The 24,441-nt window shown below is 53.4% G+C and carries 25 protein-coding genes; 15 read left to right on the top strand and 10 right to left on the bottom strand.

Annotated elements, in window-relative coordinates; genetic code table 11:
* Window position 1: 1 nt before the first annotated feature.
* The 3 genes from F4555_RS03880 to F4555_RS03870 all read left to right on the top strand — a co-directional run bounded on the left by F4555_RS03880 (window position 2) and on the right by F4555_RS03870 (window position 2,030).
* Complete coding sequence (locus tag F4555_RS03880; RefSeq protein ID WP_004014928.1) at window positions 2-640, top strand: DUF3043 domain-containing protein; 639 nt, start codon at window positions 2-4, stop codon at window positions 638-640.
* Window positions 641-823: 183 nt separating this feature from the next.
* On the top strand, window positions 824-1,306 hold the full coding sequence (locus F4555_RS03875; protein WP_039886085.1) for a hypothetical protein: 483 nt from the start codon (window positions 824-826) through the stop codon (window positions 1,304-1,306).
* Window positions 1,299-2,030 carry a hypothetical protein gene (locus F4555_RS03870; protein WP_231282793.1) on the top strand — a complete coding sequence of 244 codons (732 nt, stop codon included), beginning with the start codon at window positions 1,299-1,301 and terminating at the stop codon, window positions 2,028-2,030. The genes F4555_RS03875 and F4555_RS03870 overlap by 8 nt, the downstream gene beginning before the upstream one ends.
* A gap of 93 nt (window positions 2,031-2,123) precedes the next feature.
* On the opposite strand, the gene F4555_RS03865 is transcribed toward F4555_RS03870, so the two are convergent.
* Complete coding sequence (locus F4555_RS03865) at window positions 2,124-2,759, bottom strand: hypothetical protein (protein WP_255312908.1); 636 nt, start codon at window positions 2,757-2,759, stop codon at window positions 2,124-2,126.
* Between the two features lie 367 nt (window positions 2,760-3,126).
* Between F4555_RS03865 and F4555_RS03860 the strand changes: the two genes are divergently transcribed.
* The 4 genes from F4555_RS03860 to F4555_RS03845 all read left to right on the top strand — a co-directional run bounded on the left by F4555_RS03860 (window position 3,127) and on the right by F4555_RS03845 (window position 4,951).
* Window positions 3,127-3,549 carry a transposase gene (locus F4555_RS03860; RefSeq protein WP_115326062.1) on the top strand — a complete coding sequence of 141 codons (423 nt, stop codon included), beginning with the start codon at window positions 3,127-3,129 and terminating at the stop codon, window positions 3,547-3,549.
* 110 nt (window positions 3,550-3,659) lie between these two features.
* Window positions 3,660-4,100, top strand: coding sequence for a DDE-type integrase/transposase/recombinase (locus tag F4555_RS03855; protein ID WP_160151215.1), 441 nt, complete (start codon window positions 3,660-3,662; stop codon window positions 4,098-4,100).
* Window positions 4,101-4,109: 9 nt separating this feature from the next.
* Window positions 4,110-4,313, top strand: coding sequence for an integrase core domain-containing protein (locus F4555_RS03850; RefSeq protein ID WP_115326064.1), 204 nt, complete (start codon window positions 4,110-4,112; stop codon window positions 4,311-4,313).
* Window positions 4,314-4,474: 161 nt separating this feature from the next.
* Window positions 4,475-4,951, top strand: coding sequence for a hypothetical protein (locus F4555_RS03845; protein WP_115326065.1), 477 nt, complete (start codon window positions 4,475-4,477; stop codon window positions 4,949-4,951).
* Here F4555_RS03845 and F4555_RS11640 read toward each other — a convergent pair.
* A complete protein-coding gene (locus tag F4555_RS11640) occupies window positions 4,941-5,240 on the bottom strand; it encodes a hypothetical protein (RefSeq protein WP_487362596.1) in 300 nt (99 codons plus the stop codon). The two genes, F4555_RS03845 and F4555_RS11640, sit on opposite strands and share 11 nt — an antisense overlap.
* A gap of 74 nt (window positions 5,241-5,314) precedes the next feature.
* Window positions 5,315-5,488 (bottom strand): hypothetical protein, encoded by a 174-nt coding sequence (locus F4555_RS03835; RefSeq protein WP_184076195.1) that lies wholly within the window; start codon window positions 5,486-5,488, stop codon window positions 5,315-5,317.
* A gap of 810 nt (window positions 5,489-6,298) precedes the next feature.
* Between F4555_RS03835 and F4555_RS03830 the strand changes: the two genes are divergently transcribed.
* Window positions 6,299-6,871 (top strand): hypothetical protein, encoded by a 573-nt coding sequence (locus tag F4555_RS03830; protein WP_004012502.1) that lies wholly within the window; start codon window positions 6,299-6,301, stop codon window positions 6,869-6,871.
* 215 nt (window positions 6,872-7,086) lie between these two features.
* Here F4555_RS03830 and F4555_RS03825 read toward each other — a convergent pair whose 3' ends face one another.
* Window positions 7,087-7,791, bottom strand: coding sequence for a response regulator transcription factor (locus tag F4555_RS03825; protein WP_115326066.1), 705 nt, complete (start codon window positions 7,789-7,791; stop codon window positions 7,087-7,089).
* A 228-nt stretch (window positions 7,792-8,019) separates the two neighbouring features.
* Here F4555_RS03825 and F4555_RS03820 point away from each other — a divergent pair, with 228 nt between their 5' ends.
* Window positions 8,020-9,048 (top strand): quinone-dependent dihydroorotate dehydrogenase, encoded by a 1,029-nt coding sequence (locus tag F4555_RS03820; RefSeq protein ID WP_115326067.1) that lies wholly within the window; start codon window positions 8,020-8,022, stop codon window positions 9,046-9,048.
* A 69-nt stretch (window positions 9,049-9,117) separates the two neighbouring features.
* Here the strand turns inward: F4555_RS03820 and F4555_RS03815 are convergent, their stop codons facing one another.
* A complete protein-coding gene (locus F4555_RS03815) occupies window positions 9,118-9,774 on the bottom strand; it encodes a hypothetical protein (RefSeq protein ID WP_248613687.1) in 657 nt (218 codons plus the stop codon).
* A gap of 107 nt (window positions 9,775-9,881) precedes the next feature.
* Here F4555_RS03815 and F4555_RS03810 point away from each other — a divergent pair, with 107 nt between their 5' ends.
* The 3 genes from F4555_RS03810 (at window position 9,882) to F4555_RS03800 (ending at window position 12,365) form a co-directional block, all read left to right on the top strand.
* The gene (locus F4555_RS03810; protein ID WP_004017925.1) at window positions 9,882-10,805 is read left to right on the top strand and encodes a TrmH family RNA methyltransferase; all 924 of its coding nucleotides are present in this window, start codon (window positions 9,882-9,884) and stop codon (window positions 10,803-10,805) included.
* A 238-nt stretch (window positions 10,806-11,043) separates the two neighbouring features.
* Window positions 11,044-11,970: a hypothetical protein gene (locus tag F4555_RS03805; protein ID WP_115326068.1), complete on the top strand. Its 927-nt coding sequence runs from the start codon at window positions 11,044-11,046 to the stop codon at window positions 11,968-11,970.
* A gap of 140 nt (window positions 11,971-12,110) precedes the next feature.
* Window positions 12,111-12,365 carry a DapH/DapD/GlmU-related protein gene (locus F4555_RS03800; protein WP_004016891.1) on the top strand — a complete coding sequence of 85 codons (255 nt, stop codon included), beginning with the start codon at window positions 12,111-12,113 and terminating at the stop codon, window positions 12,363-12,365.
* Between the two features lie 79 nt (window positions 12,366-12,444).
* On the opposite strand, the gene F4555_RS03795 is transcribed toward F4555_RS03800, so the two are convergent.
* The 4 genes from F4555_RS03795 to uvrC form a co-directional block, all read right to left on the bottom strand.
* The gene (locus F4555_RS03795) at window positions 12,445-13,224 is read right to left on the bottom strand and encodes an HAD-IIB family hydrolase (protein WP_115326069.1); all 780 of its coding nucleotides are present in this window, start codon (window positions 13,222-13,224) and stop codon (window positions 12,445-12,447) included.
* Between the two features lie 233 nt (window positions 13,225-13,457).
* Entirely contained in the window at window positions 13,458-14,636 is a 1,179-nt protein-coding gene (locus F4555_RS03790; protein WP_115326070.1) for a methyl-accepting chemotaxis protein, read from the bottom strand.
* A complete protein-coding gene (locus F4555_RS03785) occupies window positions 14,633-15,910 on the bottom strand; it encodes a methyl-accepting chemotaxis protein (protein ID WP_039886083.1) in 1,278 nt (425 codons plus the stop codon). The genes F4555_RS03790 and F4555_RS03785 overlap by 4 nt, the downstream gene beginning before the upstream one ends.
* 3 nt (window positions 15,911-15,913) lie before the next feature.
* Window positions 15,914-18,022 (bottom strand): excinuclease ABC subunit UvrC, encoded by a 2,109-nt coding sequence (gene uvrC, locus F4555_RS03780; RefSeq protein ID WP_115326071.1) that lies wholly within the window; start codon window positions 18,020-18,022, stop codon window positions 15,914-15,916.
* A gap of 81 nt (window positions 18,023-18,103) precedes the next feature.
* On the opposite strand from uvrC, the gene F4555_RS03775 reads away from it, so the two are divergent.
* The 3 genes from F4555_RS03775 to F4555_RS03765 all read left to right on the top strand — a co-directional run bounded on the left by F4555_RS03775 (window position 18,104) and on the right by F4555_RS03765 (window position 22,721).
* A complete protein-coding gene (locus F4555_RS03775) occupies window positions 18,104-19,552 on the top strand; it encodes a leucyl aminopeptidase (protein ID WP_115326072.1) in 1,449 nt (482 codons plus the stop codon).
* 78 nt (window positions 19,553-19,630) lie between these two features.
* Window positions 19,631-21,031, top strand: coding sequence for a dihydrolipoyl dehydrogenase (lpdA, locus tag F4555_RS03770; protein ID WP_004012518.1), 1,401 nt, complete (start codon window positions 19,631-19,633; stop codon window positions 21,029-21,031).
* Between the two features lie 55 nt (window positions 21,032-21,086).
* Window positions 21,087-22,721 (top strand): biotin/lipoyl-containing protein, encoded by a 1,635-nt coding sequence (locus F4555_RS03765; protein ID WP_114990824.1) that lies wholly within the window; start codon window positions 21,087-21,089, stop codon window positions 22,719-22,721.
* Between the two features lie 38 nt (window positions 22,722-22,759).
* Here the strand turns inward: F4555_RS03765 and F4555_RS03760 are convergent, their stop codons facing one another.
* Window positions 22,760-24,433 carry a protein kinase domain-containing protein gene (locus F4555_RS03760; RefSeq protein ID WP_244854367.1) on the bottom strand — a complete coding sequence of 558 codons (1,674 nt, stop codon included), beginning with the start codon at window positions 24,431-24,433 and terminating at the stop codon, window positions 22,760-22,762.
* Window positions 24,434-24,441: the final 8 nt, after the last annotated feature.

Here is a 24,441-nt window from a genome sequence, read left to right as displayed (position 1 = left end):
CATGAGTCTATTCAAAAAGAAGCCAGCAAGCGAAGCCGACCCCGCCAGTTCCAAGTCGACGGCGGGCGGTGGGGTGCCGAAAGTTTCCCGCCAAAAGAAAGGTCCGACTCCGTCGCGTAAAGCCCAGGAGGCCAGGAATTACCGCCCGATTGTGGGTGGGGACAAAAAGGCCGCCAAGGAACGTGCCCGCGAGGAATCCCGTCGCCGTATGGCGTTGGAAGAGGAAGGCATGCGTACCGGGCGGGAGGATTTACTGCCCTTGATGCACCGCGGTGCCGCCAGGCGTTTCGTGCGCGACTATGTGGATGGGCGTTACACCTTTTCCGAGTGGATGATGTTTGCGGTGCTGTTGGCCATGTTCGGTGGAATTATTGCCGTGTCGATTTTGACCCAAAACAAGATGCAGGCACTGGCTTTCCAGGTGAATACCTGGTCGATGATTGCGTCCTATGCGTTCTTGATTGTGGGTTGTGGCGAGGGAATTGTCCTTGCCCGTCGGGCGCGTACTTTGGCGGCGGCTAAGTTGGGCGAGGAAAAGATTCCCCGGGGCTTGCGTTGGTATGCCTTCTCACGTTTGGTGATGCCGCGTCGCTGGCGCCAGCCCCGCCCCCAGGTGACACGTTGCCGGCGCAAATCATGAGGTGCCATCTTCAAATCTGTGTGATATGTCGAGACAGAGATGACGCTAGAAAACTTAAATATGCTGTTACCAGCATGTTTGCAGATGTCTGATTTTTGGGACATTTTCATAGGTTTAGTTATCTCCTAGAGTGAAGCTGACGGCAGAGACATCGCCACTCAGAACGAATCGGAGGAAAAAATCATGAAAGCACGAATTCTTAAGCTGATGTCCGGTGTGACAGCGGCACTTCTTTTGACGCTATCTGTCGGTGTCACTACAGCGTCTGCGGAGAGTTCTTGGCAAGGGCAGGCAAGCAACACACCTGCAATAGTACGTACAATGAATTATTACGGTTCTCCAATTTTTGCGCCACCTTCCCCTGCTCCTTCCGGAAAAGTGAAAATGATTACTTTTAACGCAACATTTGCGAATGTACCGGCAGGAAAGCAGGTATTTGGTGGGATTTGCCCTGTTGGATATTCTGAGCGTTACTGTGCTGATATAACGGATAAAATATACGGGGCAGCAGCTGTAGGTTCAGTAACGTTGAAAGACTTTGGGCTGAGCAATTTGCCTGCATCAACCTCATTTTTCTTTGTATGGGGCATTGCCGACTCGGCGGATAACTTGGTTTCACCAAACATGGTGGTAAACAGACAACAGATGGTAGTTTTCTATGAGTGAAACACGTATGCTAAAAATCGGAGATTTCTCTAACTCTGTGGGAGCGAAAACAGGCGAAGTCCAGCTGTTACGTTCAAAGGGATTTACCCAAGAAAAGCTAATTCAGCAGTTTTCAAGCAAAGTAGATTTAGATAAAAAACAAGAGGTGCGACTCGGGCGTAAAGTATCAATCGATTACATGTACCAAAAGTTGCAGGAACATAACATAATAACAGAGGAAGAGAGCAAGAAGCTGAGAGAGACAGTACGTTCTAAAAAAGAACTAGCTGAGGAGATATACCGGAAATACGGACCAGGTGACGAATCTGCGAGTGCTAGTAATATGGCAGAAGGGGTATTGCTTAGCAATGGCATTATGGTAGATCCTGATGATAAGGAGGGCATTAGAAAGCTATCTATGCTATCTAGGAAGGATGTTTCCGCTGTAGAAAGAATTCTTGGTTGCGACTACTCCTCGGGGTGTGGAACCTTTCACCTCAGACAGTTGGCTAAGTGCAGGGAATCTGGCATAATTCAAGGGGAGCTAAGCCTTAAACATTTTTCGGTGATGAAATTTATTCTCAATTTAAATTCACAAGACGGATTAGAAGAACCAACGCTCATGAAGGAAAGGATTAAACGATTATATGAGGTGCTGAATTCGAACGAAATACATGATAGTTCTTCCATTTGGCAACCAAATATGAGCGAAAAGAATGAAGGTTTAGCTTCGATTAAATTCTAATAATTCATCTGAGAATAATCACTCTAATAACTCTAGTCAATGGTGGGGTGCAGGAAGTTTCCTACACCCCACCCCATTGGGTCTAGACTGTTCTTACTTGAGCTGATTTTGCGCAACACACGAATATCCCGAGTTAAGAAATTCCCTTGCGGGGGCGGTGTTTCCCGCTTGCAGCGGAGTAACGTTATCTTCCAGGAATCGGTCATAGTCAGGAAACATTTTTATGTCCTTGCTTTCTTTGAATCCCAGGAGTGTCTGGGTAGCTTTCTGCACTTCATCAGATTTTCCTGCTTCTTGGTTTTGAACCGCGCTCTTAAGCCAGGCACATTGCCATTGCACCAGCGCATCGGATTTAAAGTATCCAGGTTCATACCAAACTTCTTGTACCTCAAACTTGTTCTGGTTCGCAGTACGCTCTGTTTTCTGGGCTTGAACTTGTTGAAGCTGATCTTGAAGTTCTTTGAACGAATGCTTTGCTTCAAAAGTTCCTTCTGGTGGAAGAGTATATTCACGCTTTATTTCCTCCAGTTCCTGCTTCATTTGAAGCTTAGCTTTGCGAAGAGATTCATTCAAAGTTTCCTCAGCCTTTGCAAGAACTTGCAAGTTCTGAGAATCAACTGTTGGCACATCACGTGGAGATGCATTAAAATACGCTGCCGTACATAACCCTATTATACAAGTCGCTATGGATATGGCACCAGCTACCTTATAAGACGAAATGTTCTTCATAGCCTCACTCCTCTCTAGCTATGGTTGGTGGCATAACTAATTTTGCACAGAGTTCTATAGCTGCTATAATGAATATTTTCTTCTTGCTCATATTGTAGCTCCTTTTCGTTACCTTGGTTTGGCACATCTCGGAAGATGCAATTCCGTAACTCACATTATTACCGATTCCTCACGTTACATCCGTGCTTATTGCATCTACTTTGTTGCCAGTGGTTGTCTAGCCACCAGTTTCTATCATAGAGAAGCATGAAGAACCTGTAAATATCCCCAAAATAGGACATCAACAAGTCTTTAACGGTATGGGGTTACCCTTGTTTTGTTGGCACTTAGTTTGTCGGGTTTTGCTCGGCTGGAGAGATTGTGAACTATGTCTGCAAGGAAAAGATATACGCCGGAGTTTCGGCGTGATGCTGCCTCGCTGGTGATTGAGCGTGGTGAGACGATTGCCCAGGTAGCGCGTGATTTGAACGTGGGAGAGAGCCTGTTTGGCCGCTGGGTGAAACTAGAGCGGGAGCGCCGGGAGGCGGAAAGCAAAGGAGCGATGACTTCCACGCAGTGGGCTAAGGAAAACGCTGCGCTGCGTCGTGAAGTGGCTAGGCTGAGGATGGAGAATGAGTTCTTGGAAAAAGCCAGCGCCATCGATGCTTCCAAGCTCGATTCGAGAGTGTTTCGAGTTGATGGACGTGGAGAAGGCGAATTACCCGATTGCTTTGATGGCTCGCGTGTTGAAGGTTACTCGGGCAGGCTATTATGTGTGGCGTTCCCGGCGTGGGGTTCGCCAAGAACGTAACGGTAGGCGGTTTTCTTTCGATATGAGTGTGGTTTGGTTTTTCAACCAGTACGACCAGACGCACGGCGCTCCGCGTTTGACGGCGGTTTTGGCTCGTAATGGTATCCCTTGTGGGTAAGAAGACTGTGGCGGCCTCACTGCGCCGTCAGGGGCTGCGTGCGGTGAGTTCGCGTATGTTCCGGCATCCGCGTTCTAAGGATGTGGGGGAATGCGTGTATGAGGATTCATGCAACAGGCAGTGGGATAAAGGCTCTCTCGACAAGGTGTGGATTACGGATTTCACGTATCTGCGAAGTGGTCAGGGCTGGGTGTATCTCGTGGCGGTGCGTGACGCTCACACTAAGCGTGTTATCGGCTATGCCATGGGGGTGAGCCAGGTGACTGACCTGGTGAGGCAGGCTTTAAATATGGCGTATACGTGTCGGGGACGTAAACCCGCAGGGCTGGTGTTGCATGCTGATAGGGGATGCCAGTTCACGTCTAGGGAACTAGGTGAATATGCCAAGAAAGCCGGGTTGACTCTCTCGATGGGACGCACCGGGGTGTGTTGAGATAACGCGATGGCTGAATCGTTTTGGTCAACATTGAAAATCGAGTACTACTACCGGCATGCTTTCAGGACAAGAGAGGAGGTCTATGAAAGGGTTTCGGGCTGGATTGAAGGGTTTTACAACCGTAAACGACTGCATTCCAGTATCGGCATGATGCCACCCGTGGAATACGAACTCAAGATGAGTCAAACCGCCTGGAAACAGGCAGCCTAAACAACCAACCCGTCAACAACTTGCGGCCAACCCCAAACCCCTAAAACACCCTCAAATGTGAAGAGCCCCTAAACTTAGCAAGTTACAATAATTTGACTAAACACAGCGAGGTATATATAATTAAAGTTGTTTCGACAACTTTGAAAGAGTTGAGTGGAAATATGAAATCTGATAACAAGCTTGAACGCAAAATTAAACGTATTGATGGTGTTGTACGAAGCTTTGAACATGCCGGAATATTTGGACTGGTTCTGCTGGTTTCCATGCTGTTCATGCTGTTATCAATATATAGAGGTGCGGGAATTTTTGCTTTATTATTGTTTTTTCCACTATTTCTTATTGTTCCCGCAATCGCTCTTATCGTGTTGCGTAACCAGCAGCCGGTTAAACCGATTTTTGCTGTCACCTTACTGCCTGCACTTTGCTATCTAGTGATATCAGCCAACCAAATTATAGCTCCTTGGATTTTTTTTGGTTCTTTAGAATCTGCGTTCTCAGAATTTAGATTCAATATTTTCACTGAATACCCATTCTTAGGTATTCATGCTGCTATATTTTGGTTGGGCTACATGCTTAAGTTTATAAAACGAAAGCACGTAGCCCAACCAGAACAAGATGCGGCAGCTACTAGTAAATGAAAGCAGCCAACTCTCCACAAGCAGCTTCGATAATCTCTTCCGGCACATTTCCAGAGAGAACTGGTCGAATAATACCTCCTGGCAGGTTAGTCATGATGGTATGGAATTTCTGCGCAGCATCATTCTTGTTCTTTGCTCCTATGCTTTCCGCAATTCGCCTAAATCTACCACTCATTAGGGTAGAATTATTGTAGTATTCACGCAGGGTTTGTGAGAGTAGGTGTGGGTTGTTATCTGCGCCGTTTTCGAGTGTCTGCCCGATTAAGATGGCATCTCCGTCGCAGCACAAATCATCGCGGTTACAGCTATTACCTACGGATTCCCAGTTTCCTTCGTCGTTTTTCTTGTCAAGGGTTAATCCTTTTAGCCCAGACTGGTTGCTGCTAGGTGTGCCAGGTCAACGGCTTCACCCGTCTTGTCAGTCATAGACTGCCGCCACGCTCCGATATAGCGGTCTAACGCTGAAATAATCTTCGAAGCGACAGGGTCATACACCAAGCACACCGCAACACCTAGCACGTTTCTGGGAAATGTCAAGCATGGTTGCGAAATAAGCCTAAAAAGCTAACCAACCCCAACTTTACGTTGCAATACCAGACAAAAACCCCAAAATAAGACACATAATTCGGTTATTAACCCGTAATTAGTCCTGAAATTGTCATGCTATAGGAGAAGGAGGTGTAGAGCAGGTACATGTCGGCTGCGTCCAATTTTTGGGGTATTTACACACTCTGTTGTACCGCCTAGCGTTGTAGTTGTGGTCAGGGTGGCCACGAACTAAACCGAAAGAGGTATCAACGATGAAAAGAATCGCAGAAATCATCTCGGAGCCGCTGCTGCAGTACTACTGCTCGTCTCAGGAGGGATTGCAAGCTCTTGGGCAGCGGGAGACGGTGCCTGGATGGACGAAGTAACTGGTGGCCCGAGCATTTACCGAACACAGCAATACTACGACTCAAAACAGCTAACCCCATGGACAACAAACTTGACAGGAAAAATTACACGAATAAATGTCCGCGCAACCATAACTAATCCACCTAGGGTTGGACAAGGCCTTGCGGCTGGCCTATGCCCTGTTGGGTATTCGGAGTACCACTGTGCCGATATAACAAATATAGTGTACGGAGCGAGCGCAAACGGAGACGTTTACGATTTTGCTGGCTACCCAGCAGCAACTTCCTTCTACTTCAAGTGGGGTATTCCTGACAGTCGAAACCAACCGGTGTTTCCCGTAACCATAATTTCAAAACAGTCCATTAATGTGTTCTACGAATAAAGGAGGTCTATGTGATACGAGTAGACTCATTTCGCTCAACCACGACGGGCATTACGCCTAGTCTCAAATCTATGCAACAGTACGGATTTGAGAGTGTAAACAGCAACACAAACACTGCCAAGAAGTTTGCAATCCCAGGGAAAAAGGTTGATGTAACCTACATGCTAAAGAAGCTGGAGGAACGCGGCTTAATTTCTACCGAAGAACGCAAACATCTAGAAAGAGATGTTCGTAATCGTAATCAGATTGTAGACAAAATATCTGATTTAAAAGGGCCTGGCTTAGCTCTTAATGCAGCGTACAAAATGAGAGACGGTGTTTTGCTTCCAAATGGAATATTAACGTTAACGGACGATCCTCGCAAGGTACAAAGATTATCTCAGCTAACAGCAAATGAGGTTAAAATCATTGAAACAGCTGAAGGGTCAGATATGGGAATAGGCCAGGTAGGGATGCTTGCAACTACAGTGTCGATTTCAAAAGAACAGGGTATAATCAGTGGCGAATTGGGATTGAAAGATTTCAGCATGCTCAAATCCTGGTTTGAACACAATGGCAAGCCCGGTACAACTGAATTAATTGAAAGTCAGCAGATGCTAAAGAGACTCTACGATGAGTTATCGGACAGAAGCAGGGATATTTAGCTTTCAATAATTGGGTTGGTTCGCATTTTCTTAAATGCGAACCAACCCAGACTTTTATTCCAAAAAGAACAGCTAATTGACAGCTGTAGCCGCCTACTAGGAGCCGGTGACTTCAGAAACCAACTACACCCTTAAAAGCGAAGAGCCCGTTAACTGGCATTAATAAATAAACGGTCATAATTATTCCACCACAGATTAGTAATACAATCGGCAACTTAATTCATTCCTGTTCCACTATCTTGCTGAGATGCTGTGTTATTCATACCGAGGCGAATCATCTCTAAAGTGAGCTGGCCACGACGTATATTAAGTTTCTTCAAAATTCTTTTTATATAAGTAGTAACGGTGTGAAGAGAAAGACCAGTATCCTTGGCTATTTCTTTGTTACTGCGAGCCTCACCTATCAAATTAACGATAATACGCAAATGCTCCGGGAGAGCCTCAATTTTAGCCTTCAATTCCTGGTCACCGTTCTCAGGATTAGCGGAAACAAAGTAATCCATAACTAGAGATAGCGGTTTTTCGTCTAATATTTTACCACCCCGAAAAACCCGCTGGATGGCCGCTCCAATCTCGCGGAAATCAGTTTCTTTAGTCAGAAAGCCTCTAGCCCCAGCTGCCAAGGACTGTCTAAGCATGTCAGGTCTTTCAAAAGCTGTCAGCATCAAGATTTTCTCATCCGGATTGAGCTCTAGGGCAGACTTCGTAACCTCGATACCCCCCATACTCGGCATAGTTACATCCAACAGCACTACATCGTGGTCAATGGTTTCAATTAGACGCATGGCCTCGTCACCATCGCTAGCCTGCCCTACGATTTCAATGTTTTTCAGCCGATTCAACAAATCCGTCATTCCACGCAAATAGACAGCGTCGTCATCGGCGAAAATCACGCGAATCACACAGTCCTGGTCGCCCATGATAGTTCCTCGAGTTTAATGGCATTTCAACGCGCGGCATCACAGGTCAAAAGAGAACTCATTTAGTTCTGCTTCCCGACCGTGTTCTGCTACGTTACGTATAAATTTAACATAATCTCTAGGTCAAAATAGTTTCAAAACGTATCCCAAAAGTAAGGTATTCACAAACTCCCTGGTCGGATGCACCTTGATGCTCAATCTCACGGTTTCAGTTGGTAAGGTAGAGGCGTGTACAAGTTCTTTTTCCGCCATGTCCTGGTGCACCTCGATCCGGAGTGGGTACACCTGCGTGCCATTGATTGTTTAGAGCTAGCCGGGAGATTCCCCGTGGTGCGCCGTTTCGTCTCGCACCTCATGAAACGACCCGAAAAACACTTCACCTGGCCACTAGACTCTAGCGGGCGAAAAACTTTCGGGCCACTCGGCCTGGCCGCCGGGATGGACAAGGAAGCCCGCGCCGTACCCATGTGGGATGCCCTCGGTTTCGGTTTCGTCGAAATCGGCACCATCACTCCCCTGGCACAACCTGGCAATGAGCGTCCCCGCCTGTGGCGGATGCCCGCCGAGCGCGCCTTGCGCAATGCGATGGGCTTCAATAATGAAGGTGCCCGCGAGGCCGCGCGACGACTGCGCCGGTTGCGTGCCCATTACGGCGATTCCCTGATTATCGGGGCAAACATTGGGAAAAACAAAGTCACCCCACCCGAGAAAGCCCCCAGCGACTATCGCAAAGTCACCCGCAGCCTGGCCAAGCTGGTGGATTTCTTGGTAATAAACGTGTCCTCGCCGAACACACCGGGGTTGCGTGACCTTCAAGCCGTGTCCTCGCTAGAGCCGATTATCCAAGCCGTGCAGACTGAACTGACTGAACAAAATCTGGCGCAGTTGCCGGTGTTCGTGAAAATCGCCCCAGATTTAGCCAACGACGATATCGTGGCGGTCGCGAAACTCGCCGAACAGAGCAATCTCGCGGGGGTGGTCGCCACGAACACCACCATCCAGCACGACTTGGGACGGGGCGGAGTTTCCGGGGAACCCCTACGTGAGCGCGCCTTGGAAGTCGTGACCTTACTGCGCAAGCACCTGTCCCCAAAGAAGACCATTATCGGGGTGGGGGGTATCACTACCGCCGCCGATGCCCAGGCGATGCTAGACGCGGGGGCGAACCTGGTCGAAGGGCTTTCCGCTTTCATCTATGAAGGACCAGGGTGGGCGGCGCGGTTAAACCGACAGCTCGCTTCTGCGGCTCATTCATGAGGTGCTAGCCTCATTTTTGGCATACCCGGAACCGTCCCAACCCCGTCCGGCGCATAGCGCCAGTCGCAATCAGTCCCACCAGAAACGCCAGTAGGTCTGGTCACTGTAATACGGGGAAATCTCGTCCGGAGCCTCCAGGGCATCCAGATTCAAGTTATCCAACGCCTTATAGACAGCGGCTTCGTCCGGGTTTTCCCCATCCAATCCCAAGACTTTCGGGGTGACATAAATCGCGTCACTGCTGATTCTTTCGTCGAAACGCTGCGGGCCAATCAGGTAGCCACCAAAAAGGACTTCACCGGAATGTTCAGCCGTAAGCCTCAAAACATAGTCCAGACTCGGCCCGTAGTTTTGCCGGTCAGCCAAGGCCGTCTCCGGCAGACGTGCCAGCAGTTTTGCAGCCAACCAGGCATCGCCACCGTCATAGGGCAGATAGTCAATCATTTGCTCCGGTTTCACTCCTGGGAATTCCGTCACCATATCCATCCAGCCCCAGTCGGAGTACTGCAAAGTCAGCGAAGCCACGCCGCTGAGCACCGACCAGCCACGTGAACCATAGATGCCGTCTTCGTGGTGCTCCAGGCCAATCAACTCGCCCAAGTTATTCAATACGATCGTGCGCGCCATCAGGCAACGCTCACAATCACAAGTAACTTCATGATGCAAAGGTGCCTCGAAACGGTGTTTCTTCAAGCCTTCCAAGGCCTCTAATACTGGTGTGGTCATCGGTTTTCCTTTCTGAACTAAAATCATCCCAACTGCTTTCCATTGTTTTCTAAACCCCGCCACCAGGCACCCGACAGATTTTTACCCTGTGAATAAGCCGTCTTTTCATGTCCCTGTGGAAAACCCACAAAACTCCGGGCGACCTTGCACAACTTGGCAAATCCCGAAATTTTAACGACAATTTAACCGTGCTGATTCCCCTCGAAAACCTCTCGGAATACCCCGAACTCCTGGGCGACTATACGAACCTCAAGGACGTGAATCTGCGCCGCAGCTTCGAGGCGGAACATGGCCTGTTTTTGGCGGAATCAAACGAGGTCATTATGCGGGTGTTGCGCGCGGGATACCGGCCACGATCCCTGTTGGTTACCCCGCATTGGTTGGAAATCTTGGCTCCGGTTTTGGCTAGCACCTCATGCACCCACGGCGACCCGGAGGGCGGGCCGATACCGGTGTTTGTCGCCACGGAAGCCGTGTTGGAACAACTCGTGGGGTTCCATCTGCATCGCGGGGCGATTGCTTCGATGGAGCGCCCGGCGCTGCCCGACCCCGCAGCGATTCTGGCGCAGTCGCGGCGGGTCTTGGTGCTAGAGGACCTGGTGGATCACACGAATGTGGGAGCGGCAGTGCGTTCGGCGGCAGCCTGTAACTACGACGCGATTCTGGTCACGCCTTCGTGTGCCGATCCGTTGTATCGCCGGGCGGTGCGGGTGTCTATGGGGACGATTTTTCAAGTGCCGTGGACGCGGCTGAAGCGCTGGCCGGATGCGGATTTGTTTCACGCGGCGGGATTCGAGCTTGCGGCCTTGGCCTTGCGCGACGATGCCGTTGACCTGCGTGATTATGCCCGGAAACTGGCCGGTGATTCGACCCGAAAGGTCGCGTTGGTGGCCGGGGCGGAACGGGACGGGTTGAAACGTTCCACTGTGGCTAAGGCTGATTACGTGGTGCGCATTGAGATGGCTCACGGGGTGGATTCCCTGAACGTTGCGGGTGCGTGTGCGGTGGCCTGTTGGGCGACTGCACAGTAATCCCTGGTGTTCATGAGGCGCTGACTCCTCAAAATCCACCCACCAGATTTCCAGGCACTTCCAGATCATTGCCACTGCCCAAACGCAATCAAAGAGTGGAATACAACTGCGAACGCGCGAGTTTCAAACGGCGAGCCGCCTGAAACCTTAGCTGAAAATCCCGGATGACACCTCATGAACCTGACGAAACCAATACGCAACGAAGCCACCCCTAACGCACTACACATAGAATTGCACAGTGGAACAGACACAACCCTTCGATTCAATCGCGGAAGCCGGGGCAGCAGCGAGTGCGGTAACGGCAACAGGCAAGGCAGCATCCGGTGAAACTGAGGCCAGTGAGACTGAGACAATAGGCGGCACCGGAAAGGCTCCTAGCGGGTGGCAAGCAAAGCGGATTGGCTGGTTTAACGTTCGGGGGATTTTTTGGATTTCCCCGATAGCAGCGGGGGTGCTATGGGGACTGGCCGTGTTAGCCATGACCCAGGTGCAGGCGATATTCCCCCAGTCCGCTGGGTTCAATTGGCGGGTTCATGATGGCTTGCTGCTGGTGATTTTGGGGTTGCCACTGCTGGCGCTGCTGGGAATAGTTATAACGGCGTTTCACCTCGCCGTGAGATTTCGCCGCGTATGGCTGAAAATTATTTCCGTTCTGGCTGGAGTGACACTGCTGGTATTTTTGTGCCTGGCCGCGTTCGCGGCGTTAATCGAATACGCTTTCCACGCTAGAGAACCCCAGGCCGCCGATATTTGCCCGACAGGGCACGTTTGCGAGTACACCAGCCCCTGGGATCCCAACGATGGCTTCGTACGGGTGTACCGCGAGAGCCTGCTATTGCGTTATTACGTAGACCGGCTCGACCCCTTCGGGAACCTGCTGACAGCAACCAACCATGAGCTAAAGGTCGCGGACTATCCACCGGCCTGCACCATAGAAAACACCAACTATGCGGTAGTAGTTATCGACAAGGCCGGACCAGCTAATCACAACATTCTGGCTCGCCCCCAAGACGGAATCTGGCAACAGGTCGCTGACCTACCAAACGGCGGCTACTGCGTAGCCTGTCGTTTCGATGCTACCTCTCGCACCCTGGTTCTCACCTTCCAAGACACCAATGGAAACCACACCGTCCAGACTATCCCTTATCCCGAACAGACCCCTTAGCTTCCAGATTGCCGGAATGCTCGCCAGCTAAGAACGCTGCGGATTGTGGGCAAGTTCACATTCCGGGAACAGCGGTGGCCATCCCGGATGGCGCCTCATGAAAACGCGGTGAGGCGACGCAACGAAGCAGCGCCGAGCACATGACGCATTACAATACGCGAGGTGCTGCCCCCCTGAAAGCCACACCCCGCCGCGAAGGCTGGGAAGGCGGTACCCCCATCACTATTGGCAACAAGGTGCGGCTGGGCGCGAATGTCCTGGTGCTACCCGGCGTGACGATTGGAGATAACACTGTCGTCGGGACAGGTTCGGTGGTAACACGCAACCTGCCGGCCAATGTAATTGCGGTGGGTAACCCGGCGCAAGTTTATCGCGACCTACCCACGGACACATAAGCGCTTTTTAAGGTAATGCGCCAGGTAAAGTCGCAGTTCACGGGCTTACTCCAGGGCGACTTGTCAAGCGTTCTTGACACTATGTGTCCATTAACAGATTCTCAATCCAGGACAAAGTTTCTTCCCATCCCGCGACCACCTGGCAGGCCACCCCGGTGGACACCACGGGATAGTCATTGCCTTCCGGTACCAGCTGATCGCCCACAAACAGTGCCTGGGAAGCCTGCAATCCCGTCTGCGCCAGTAACGCGCGCATCCCATAAGCCTTGTCAATCCCCTGGGCAGTCACATCCACCGAAGTTGTTCCTCCGACTTGCACCGACAAATCCGGCAACTGCCGCTGCACCAAAACCGCCAAAGCGCGTTTCTTGGATCCATCCGGATCCCAAGCCGTCTTTGCTTCCAAAGGGGCACGTTGACCCAAGGCCGAGAAAGTAATCTGGGTTCCTCGGTCTTCGATGATTTCCCCCCAAGGATTCGCTTCCCATAACCTCAGTTCCCGGGCGGCCGCCTCCAAGGTGCGAACAGCCGCCGCCCGCTGGGCATCACTGAGGGCTTCGACATACAGCGCCTGGGGTTGCCCGTCATTATCCAGGCGATAGTACTGGGTGCCACAAGTCGGCAACAGGTGCAAATTCCCGGCGACCTCCCCCAATTTCAGGCCAGACAACAACTGTGTTTGAAACTGGGACAGCAGCCCGCCACTCATGACCCCCACCGAAAAACGCGACAAGAGACGTTCCAAAGACCGCGCCATCGCCGGAACTATCGGGGACTTAGAAGGCGCCAGGGTACCATCCAAATCGAAAGCCACCAGGCGTAGCTGTGACACATCCACCGACCCGAAACTACATTCCATCACTCCAGTTTAGCCCATGCCCCGGGAATCTTTTCACCCGGCTTCATCCCAGGTTTGGCAAATTACTGTCCCCGCCCGGAGGCAAATACGGGAGGCGGGTCGCGCCCAGGATTTCGCGGGCAAAAGCTATAAGCCCGAGGATTAATATGAGACAAGCGGGAATCAGCGAGGAATCAGCGAGGAATCAGCGAGGAAAATAACAGCGGGAGGAAATTTCAAGGGACAGGCAGAAATCAGACCGTGAACTGTGCCACCCGGGCGTTCAAAGCCGCCACATCCCCAGCCAAAAGGGACATGCGCTCTTGGAAACGCGAGGATTCCGCGTGGGATTCCTCTACCAACGCAGATAAATCACTGGCCTGTGCCGCGACTTCCGCCGCCACATCCCGCACCGCCGAGATCCCCTCGTCACTGCGCCCCAAGGATTTTTCTTGGGAGGACAATGCCGTACTCGCCTCTGACTGCCCCGAACTTAACGTTTGCATCTGGGTGTTCAATTCGGCGATTTTTAACACGCTTTCACCGGCTTGTTTTTGCAAATCCGCGACCTGAGTCAGAACTTCCTCGGTGGTTTCCGCCGTCTGGGAAGCCAAGTCTTTGGCCTGGTCAGCCACCACTTTAAAGCCTTTAACCGCCGACCCGGAACGTGCGGCTTCAATCGTGGCATTCAAAGCCAGCATATTAGTTTCCCCAGAGATCAATCTAATGCCTTCCATCAGATTGTAAATCTTGTCCACCGCGTCCTTCAGTTCCGCAACCGCTGTGTTCAAATCCCCCGCTGCCGTCAGACCTTCCGCACGCAACTGGGCGTTACCCGCCGCAATTCCCGAAAGCTTCGCGATGTCTCCCGCGACAGCGGTACCGTTTTCAGTCAGGGACTCCGTCATTGAATTCAGGTTCACACTCGTAGCTGACAAAGTCCGAGTGGACTCAAAGACACTCTCGTTTTCGGCCTGAATAATGGTGGTTTCTCGATTGGCTTGGTGGGCAAAATCCTCGATGTGCCCCACCCCGTCGCGCAACTGCCCCACCAAATATTGCAAGGCATCCATCGCCTCGTTGACGGACTGAGACAGCGACCCGATTTCGTCGTAAGAAAACACCTTGGCTCTTTGAGTCAAAACTCCGGCCGCCGAGGCTTCGAGAACCCGAGACACCGCCGCCACCGCACGTTGAATGCGGGCGCGCATCACGAAACCGATAACAGTGCCGACGATAGCTAAAACCACCATCACTGCCACTTGTTCCCACAGTTGGTTGACAATCGCTTGTTTTTGCGCCTCGGGATCGGTAACGGATCCCAATCCTGCCAAGCCAAGCAGCAATAAGACAATCATCAACCCCGAAAACCCATAGCTAAGATAGGCCGTGAGCTTGAACTGTCCAGTGATACCGAGTTTCAGGCTTTTCATGGCTCAATCCCCCGGTATCCGGTAGCGTCTTCGGTAACGCCCGGCGTTGCCGACATGATACCCGACTGCAAGCACAGCGTATCAATCAGGGTGTGAACCGCTTCGATGTCCTGGTTCATATCCGTAACCTCGTCGGTGAGGTTTTTCAGGCTGGCTGCAATGGATTGGGACGCCGCTGTGATACTAGTGATTTCGCCAGCCAAGGTTTCTGATTCGGAAAAAGCCTGGGCACAAGACTGTTCCATCGCGCACACTATCGCAGCTTGGTCGGTGATAGCCTGGCTGGATTCATCTTGGGAAGAGTTAATAATCGACAACTTTTCGTTGACGGTCTGGGTAGCCCCCACCGCGTGGTCGCATCGTGTCTGAATCTCGGCGGAAGCCTCGGTGACAGCAGTCGCCGAGACACTGGTTTGCACCGCCAGTTCCTTGATTTTCCCGGCCACCACCGCGAATCCGGCACCAGTTTCCCCCGCTTTGGCCGATTCAATAGTAGCGTTGAGAGCCAGCAAACTGGTACGTTCCGCGATATCCGCAATCTTTTCGACGGCCTGGACGATTTCCCCGGATTCGCGCTGAAATTCGGTAATCATCGCCGAGATTATTTCCACTTCCATAATTTCGCCGCGCCCAACCTCTAAGGCCTTATTGGCATAAGCCGCAATGTCACGCCGAGATTGCGAAATATCACCCGCGACCTCGGTAAGCCGTTTCGTGACGCGGCTGAGCTCTTGGGAGTGTTGGTTTACCTGGGTAGCTTTGGCATTGACTTGTTCCCCGGCAACGCTGAGCTTTTCCAGGGATTCACGCAGTTTTATTTCTTTGGCCGAGACTTCTCGGTAAACCTGGCTGGTGTCGGTCAACAGCGCACTCAAGGCTTGGCGGGTCTGGTTCATCTCAGCGGCAAGGTCGGCCAGTTCGTCATTCGTTACTCCATGAGCCGCCACCGTGAAATCACCTTGCGCCATCATTCGCGCCGATTGCGCTACCGAGGCCGCTGCTGCGGTGATAGAGCGGGAAATAAAGCGAATCAGCCACCAAGATGTCACACCACCCACAACCACCGCAGCTACCAGGCTAAGTATCACGGCTGTCCAGTTGACATCCAGGGTGGTTCCCCTATCGACCCGAGAGTACAGGCTCCACAAGACAGTTAAAGACACCAAGAACACCAATCCGGGAGTGAGCAGCACTCCAACCCCGCTGACAAGATTCTTGGCAAGCAGGTTAAACCGCAAGTTGTTTAAGCGCAGCTTTCCGGAAGTGTTTGACATAATTTAATTCTTACCAGGTTCCAGGTTTTCTTGCAGATATTTTACTACTTGTGTTGCTAAAATTCGGCCGAAACCGGGGACTTTACTGATATCTTCGGCGCTAGCGCGACGGATTTGACGCAAAGAGCCAAAGTGTTTCAACAAGGCTTTTTGTTTGACCGGCCCCAATCCGGGAATCCCATCCAAAACCGAGCGAGTCATGGCTTGGCCGCGTTTCTTGCGATGCGCGGTAATGGCGAAGCGGTGTGATTCATCACGCAAATACTGCAGCAGGTACAGGGCGGTAGAGGTACGCGGGAAAATCACCGGGAAATCGGAGTCCACTGTCCAGACTTCCTCCAGGCGTTTCGCCAGTCCCACCACCGGGATATCCCAGACTCCCGCCGCATCCATCGCGGCACGCGCGGCATGAACTTGGGGCAGAGCCCCGTCCACCACCACCAGGTCAGGTCGATAGGAAAACCGCCTGGGTTCGCGGATTTCCCCGGAGGGGTCGCCGCTCAAGCCCTCGCCGGGATTGGGGTTGGCACCTCGTGCAGCCGCGTCACCAACGTCCCCCGCGACAGACGATTCCCCGACGTACCGCGCCGCCGGGTCGCCTCGATCGGTTACGGCGGGTTCGACTTCATGAGGTGCTGGCGTTTCTTCCTGGATAAGTCGCTCAAAACGCCGCCGCAATACTTCGTTCATGGCCTCGGTGTCATCGGCCGCCCCCTGACCCTGCGAGCCTCGCACCGTGAATTTACGGTAAGCATTCTTGCGGGGGGCTCCGTCTTCGAACACCACCATCGAGCCAACCTGAAAAGTGCCCTGAGTATGCGAAATATCATAACACTCCACGCGTAGGGGCGGATCAATCCCCAAAGCCCTCCCCAGCTCGTTCAAAGCCAGGTTACGTTGCGTCAAATCACTGGCTCGTCGAGTCTTGTACAGCCGCAACCCGTCTACCGCGTTCAGTTCCACCCGCTCTACGGCCTCACGTTTCATCCCACGTTGGGGGCGACGAATCGTGACCTTAGACCCACGCAAACCCGACAACCACGCTTCCAGCGAGGCCGGGTCGGCGGGAATAACAGAAACCAGGATTTGTTTGGGGATATAGGTCGTGTCGAAATGCGCCACATCCGTCGCAGAGCTCGGTTCGCGCAACTGCGCTCCCCCACTTTGAGCCAGTTTCGCTGCAACTTGCCCATAGATTTGTTCCAAAGCGAAGCTCATCAGCTCCGAGGTATCAACGTCTTCTTCAATGGTGGAAATCCAGCCACGCTGACCGCGAATCCGTCCGGCTCGCACATAGAACACTTGCACCGAAACTTGCAGTTCATCGGCAGCCAGGGCGAATAAATCCGCATCCGTGTCCGTGTCCATCACCACCGCGTTCTTCTCTAAAACCTTGCGCAAAGCTTCGAGCTGGTCGCGTTTTTTGGCGGCTTCTTCGAAACGGAAGGCCTTGGATTCCGCCCACATCTGGTTTTCGAGGTCACGCAGCAAGCCTGCTTCATGACCCGACATAAAGTCACAAACCCGATTAGCCAACTCGCGGTGTTCGGCGGCACTGATTCGCCCGATACACGGCGCGCTGCACCGGCCAATATAGCCTTTTAGGCACGCCCGCCCCGCCGCGCGTGCCCGCGCGAACACTCCGTCAGTACAGGTACGCACCGGAAACACGGTTTCCAACAAATCCGAGGTTTGGCGAATCGCCCACACGGCCGTGTAGGGGCCGAAATACCGCACTCCCCGTTGATGCGCCGAACGTAGCACTCCCATCCGGGGGAATTCCTGGTTCAGGGTAACCGCAAAATACGGATAGGACTTGTCGTCCTTGAACATAACGTTGAATTTGGGGTCGTATTCTTTAATCCAGGTATATTCCAGGGTCAAAGCCTCAACTTCGGAACCGACCACTACCCAGGAAACCGATTCGGCGGTGGCGACCATTTTTGCGGTACGCGGATGCAGTTTTGCAGGGTCAACAAAATACGAGGTCAAGCGGTTACGCAGATTTTTTGCCTTGCCAACATAGATAACCCGCCCGTGGGCATCACGCCAGCGGTACACCCCGGGTGCGGTGGGGATTTCGGCGGGTTTCGGGAAGTTTTCGGGGCGCATCAGCCGATACCCCGTTTCAAGCTATCAAAAAGCGCCGGGCGAGGCGCTGCAAATACTTGGATTTCCAAGTAAGCTTCGAGCATGAGCATTATTGACACTTATTCCGGTTCCCTGTCCGACTGTACTTCCCCCCTCATTCTAGGGGTTAGCGTGGATAAGGACGGCCACATAGCTGTTCCTACCTGTCCCGCCTTGCAGGATTTTGCCCGCTCTGCCGGAGTGAAAGGCAAGGCTGGCGAGGCCTGGCGCACCCCCACCCCGCATAATTTCCAGGCTCCTTTCGTGATTTTTGCTGGCCTGGGCGATTTATACGCCGATTGCGGCGCCACCGAGGTGCTGCGCGAAGCCGCAGGGGCAGCCACTCGCTTAGCCGAAGCCAAAGAACTTGTTTTGTCACTGCCCGCCCGGAGCCGCGAAGAAACTGCCGCGATAGCCGAGGGTGCCTTGTTGGGCGGATATCGTTTCGATAAGTACTTGACCAAAAAGCCCCAGCGTCTGGAACGGATTTTGCTGCCTAGTGAAGCCCCCGCGCTAGATGCTTATACTCGCAATCGGGTAGAGGTTATCGCCAAGACCGTGGCCGATATTCGTGATTTGGTCAACACCTCTCCCTCCGCGCTCTATCCCGAGACACTGGCGAAGTGGATGGAAAGCGCCGCCAAAAACCTGCCGGTAAAGGTGAAAATCTGGAATTATGCGGCTTTGAAAGCCGAAGGTTTCGGCGGGATTGTCGCGGTGGGACGCGGCTCGAAGCGCAAACCAGTTTTGGTCAAAATGACCTATGAACCCGCCGAATACCGGGCACACATCGCTTTGGTGGGCAAGGGAATTACCTTTGATTCCGGTGGATACGCTTTGAAACCCCCCAGTTCCATGGTAACTATGAAGGCGGATATGACCGGGGCTGCCACCATGGGTAACACGGTTTTGGCGGCAGCGCGGCTGCAGCTGCCAGTGAAGGTCACGGCCTGGTTGACTTGTGCGGAAAATATGGTCAGCGGGGGTGCGACCCGTAATGATGACATTATCATTATGAAAGATGGCACCAGTGTTGAGGTTAACAATACTGATGCCGAAGGCCGCTTGGTTATGGCCGACGGCATCGCGATGGCACTGGCACAGAAACCGGATTTGCTGGTGGATATGGCGACTTTGACCGGAGCGCAGGTAGTGGCTTTAGGGTCGCGAACTGCCGGGGTGATGGGTTCCGCCAAGGATGAGTACTTCGCTGCCGCGAAGCGTGTTGGCGAGTTGGCGTGGCCGTGCCCCTTGCCGGAGCATCTGGCCGAGGATTTGAAGTCCGAGGTGGCGGATATGCGTAACTCAGGGACTAAACGCGAAGGCGGGATGCCTTTGGCCGGTTTGTTCTTGCGGCATTTCATCAAGGATGCCTACTGGGCGCATGTGGATATTGCGGGTCCTGGTTTCAACAGCGGTTCGGCCTGGGGATGCACCCCGAAAGGCGGCACCGGCTACGGGCTTCGCACCTTGGTGGATTTGTTGGAGAATTTCCGCAAGCCCTCTGCCTAGAGTTTCGGTGCATCACCCCACCCAGCTATGTCATAATATTGTTGAGGTAATCCCCTCGGCTACGTTTCGGTGGGGTTCATGAGGTGCCATCTAAAAACATGGGAGTTTACTTTGAGTGAAGATTTGTTTGACATTGTTGTTCTAGGCGGCGGTAACGGCGGATATGCTTGCGCTTTACGCGCCGCTAACCTGGGGATGGCCGTGGCCTTGGTAGAAGCCGATAAGCTCGGTGGCACCTGTCTGCACCGGGGATGTATCCCCACTAAAGCGCTGCTGCGAGCGGCGGAAGTAGCCGATACGGTTCGGGAAAGTACCGCATGGGGGGTAACCGCCACTTTTTCGGGTGTCGACATGCTGAAAGTTAAGGAGTTTCAGTCCGAGGTAATCGACAAGATGTACCGGGGTTTACAAGGCCTGGTTAAAGCCCGCCATGTCGAGCTGGTTTCGGGGCGCGGATACTTGACCAGTCCAGATACCATTACCGTAGGGGATCGGGTACTGCGCGGGAAACATATAGTGTTGGCTTCGGGTTCTTTCACCAAGAATCTGGGGATGCACTTGGGGACGCGGATTATTGGCTCGGAACATGCCTTGTTCCTCGACTATGTTCCTGGCTCCGTAGTTATTCTGGGCGGTGGAGTTATTGGGGTGGAGTTTGCCTCGCTGTGGAAATCTTTCGGGGCAGATGTCACGATTATCGAGGCACTCCCCCACCTGGTTCCTAACGAAGACACGGATGTGTCCAAGGGCTTAGAAAAAGCCTTTAAATCACGCGGGATTAAGATTTTAACCAATACCCGTTTTGCGGCTGCCACGGAAGATGCCTCGGGCGTGAATGTCAGTACCGAGGATGGCCAGCAACTTCGAGCCGATTACCTGCTGGTGGCGATTGGACGCGCCCCCAACACTGCCGATATGGGATACGAGTCTCAAGGTATCTCCTTGAATCGCGGCTTCGTGACCACTAATGAACGGCTGCACACGGGAGTAGGCAACATTTATGCGGTAGGAGACATTGTGTCCGGCCCGCAACTAGCGCATCGAGCCATGATGCAGGGAATTTTCGTAGCCGAAGAAATCGCCGGCCTGCACCCCCAGGTTGTACCAGCTGATAATATCCCCCGGGTCACCTTCTGTGAACCAGAAATCGCCTCGGTAGGGCTCACAGAAGAAAAGGCCAAAGAAATTTACGGAGCCGAGAATATTGAAACCGCCAAATCTAACATGCTCGGTAATGCGAAGTCTCAAATGCTGCGTGCCACCGGTTTTGTGAAACTGGTGCAAGTAAAGGGCGGGTCGATTGTGGGATTCCACGCCTTGGGGCAGCGCATGGGTGAACAGATTGGCGAGGGACAGTTGATGGTGAACTGGGAAGCCGAGGCCACTGATTTGGCCTTCCTGACCCACGCCCACCCCACTCAAAACGAGATGATTGGCGAAGCTGCAATGGCTCTGGCCGGAAAACCGCTGCACGGCTAAGCCTGGCAAGGTATCTTAGAAATTAGAAAACCGATTCCAAAAGAGGGAAACCTAGATGTCTGAAATTGTTGCAATGCCGGTTTTAGGTGAATCTGTAACCGAAGGTACCGTTACTACCTGGTTAAAACAGGTTGGCGAAGTTGTCGCCCTCGATGAGCCTTTGTTGGAAGTTTCCACCGACAAAGTCGACACCGAGGTTCCCTCGCCGGTAGCCGGAGTGTTGTTGAAAATCCTGGTATCCGAAGACGAAACCGTAGACGTGGGCACCCCCTTGGCGGTGGTGGGCTCTGCCCTGGAGCTCGAAGCGGAACCTAGTGAACCAGCGGCTCCCGTCCCGGCTCCCACCGTCCCGAATCCCGAAATTCCCTCCACTGTCACCATAACCCCCGAAGGCAAGGCTTCGGTGGAGTGGTCTTATCCAAGTGTGCCACCGATACCTCCCAAAGCTGCGAAATCTCCGGTCGTATCACCAGAATCCACCCCCCAGCCGACTCCACCGGTGCTATCGCCGATACCACCGGTTACACCGGAACGTAGCACCACCCCCACCGACGCGACAGCACCGTCCACCCCACCGGCTCCCCCAGTAGCTCCAGCCGTGGAACCGCCCCGCGATGCTAGCGTCACCGGCGGGTATATCACCCCCATTGTGCGGAAACTCGCCGCCGAAAAAGGCGTGGATTTGAGCCAGGTTACCGGCACCGGCGTGGGGGGACGGATTCGTAAACAGGATGTCTTGGATGCGGCAGGCGTGTTCCCGCAGGATTCGACCAGACCAGCAACACCGCCCTTGACTCCCCCACCATTGCCGACTCCTCCGGTGATGACAGCGCCAGTTTTGCCCGCTGTGCCAGCAATTCCGCCAACATCTCATGAAGCCGCATCCCCATCGACACCGACGCCTCCGGTACCAACGATGTCCCCTGCAGTCTCGACACCACCCACGCCACCGGTGCCATCTACACCGTTGTTGCCGGCATCCCCGGCGACTCCGGTGGTTCCAGTGATTCCGACAGCTGCACCCCGCACCGCCACCGGAGAGCTTGATGTCGCCCGACTAGCACAACTCTTTGCGGAGGTCGCGGCCGCCTTCGACCAAAACAAAACCACTGTAGAACCAACCGAGACTCCTGTACCAGCGTCGATTCCTGCGGCAACCAAATCGGGCTCAGATCTCCCCTCCGCACAGCCGGTGTCGCACGCGGCTCCGCCGGCACCTCCCGTGCCGCCGGCACCACCAGTGCCACCAATGCCTCCCGTGCCGCCGGCACCACCAGTACCGCCAATGCCACCCGTGCCACCAATGCCACCGGCCGTGTCAACCACCCCGGCACCGCCCGCCGCGCCGCTGGCACCTACCGCGCCCCCGGCAGCTCCAGTCGTCCCGTTTGCCCCACCGGCAAGCTCGGCGGCTCCCACCCCGATAGAGCCGCCGAATGTCTCCGCGCCAAACGGGGAAGGAAATCCGATTGTGATGCCAGCTTTGGGTGAATCCGTTACCGAAGGCACCGTAACCACCTGGCTGAAACAAGTGGGCGACGCGGTGACAGTGGATGAACCCCTCTTGGAGGTCTCTACCGACAAGGTGGACACGGAAGTGCCCTCCCCTATCTCTGGAGTAATCAGCCAGATTTTGGTGAAAGAAGACGAAACAGTGGAAGTCGGTGCGATTTTGGCCTATGTTCGGTAACCGCTAGCCATCCTGGCTTAGCCACTTAGTGGCACGACTCACCGCAGTCGCACCACGCTAGAAATTCTCCACGGATGCTTCATGAGGAGCATCTCTTGTTGAGCATCGGGAATAGCCACAACCTGGTGTTGATTCCCAATTCGGTCAGTTTGAGTATAAGCGCCTTGAGCCAAAGTTACCCGCAGCCGCACTTGGGTTTTATCCGCACTGATTATTTCGGCGCTTTTAACCACTGTGGCCAACCCGTTAATCCTTGTTTGACTGGATTTCAGACGGGACAATAAATCCGCATCTGCCTTTTGAGCCACCGAAGCGGGTACCGTCAGATTCGCCAGCTCCCGGGCATCCCCGGATGCTAGCGCTTTGTCCCGCAGGGATAGCAACTCTTGGAGCACCGCAGCGGCTTCGGTGTTATCAGTAATCTTGCCGGTTTTCAACAAATCCCCCGTAGCAGAAGCTTCGGGTCCGGCCGGAGGCAACAGGTTTTCCGGTGCCGAGGGTGTCTGGGGTAAAGGTGTCGAATCTTGGGGGGAATTGTTCCCGGATTTGTCTTCCGCCTCGGACTCTGTTTCAGAGTTCGTTTCAGACTTCGCCCCAGATTCGGTATTACGTTCCGGCTCGGGCGTGGTTTCGGACTCAAGTTCTTGGGCGGATTCACTTTTATCCGCTCCCCCCGAATTCGAAGTCAAAATTTCCCCAGGACGTGGTAAGGCTGTGGCGCTGGATGCACCAGTTGCTGTCAATTCTTTCGTCTCTGGCAAAGCATCCGCCGCTGGCAGCAAACGTGAAACCAACAGCACCGCCGACAAGACTGCCGCCGCTCCTCCCAACGCCGGAATCGCGATTTTCAACAGCTTATGGCCGTGTGCAGTATAGTTGTCCGCGCCCTGATTGCGTCGGTTGCCCCGATAATCACGGGTTTGCGCACTGCGGCGGGAGCGGCGCGGACTCGATGCCATGCTACAGTCCGGTTCCAGCGAACTGGGAGGGTGCTCCAGGGTCGTAGCGACATCCCTACCGGCGGCACGCATTTTCGCGGTGGTCAGCTCGTTGGGTGTTAACAGATCGATTCCTGCTGTCGGCAAACTCTGCCACGCCTGGCAAAGTTCCGACACAGAGGGACGCTGGATAGGGTCGGGGTGCAAGGCTCGACCTAAAAGTTGGGGATCCATCCCCAAAGCGAGCATCATCTGAGCAAAAGCAAATACTTCCTCCCGGACACTGGTATTTTTCCCGCATTCGGAACGAGATTCTTGAAAAGCTAGGGTGGTGCCCTCGGCGCTGCCCAAAACATCCACCCACAGCACCCGGCCGTGGGCAGTCACCACGGCATTAGCGGGGGAAATATCACCGTGCAACAAACCGGCTTGGTGTAAATCCGCTAAGCCTTGCGCCAAAGACCGCCCGATAAAGCCCAGCTGCTCGGGGGTGAAACGCCGCCCGGCGCGCAAAATCTCGAGGTTTTGTCCCTCTAAGAATTCAGAAAGCACCACGAAACGCCCATCCGTGACCTTGCGTAGTTGTTCAATGCGCAAAACATATTTGCTGGCCATTTTTTGCAAGGTGGCAATGCGTTCTTCCACTCCCGGCGGCAGTTGTGCCCCTAAGACTTGCAGCGCGAAATTACGTCCTTGTTGGTCTACCGCGCGCCAAATCGGCCCCTTAGCACCAAAACCAACAGGTTCATATAAAACATAACCATCAAGATTCATAATATAAT

It is taken from the genome of Mobiluncus mulieris (assembly GCF_014204735.1).
GTDB lineage: Bacteria > Actinomycetota > Actinomycetes > Actinomycetales > Actinomycetaceae > Mobiluncus > Mobiluncus mulieris.
Note: the sequence above shows the minus strand (reverse complement) of the source record. Positions and strands in the feature narration are given on the sequence as shown.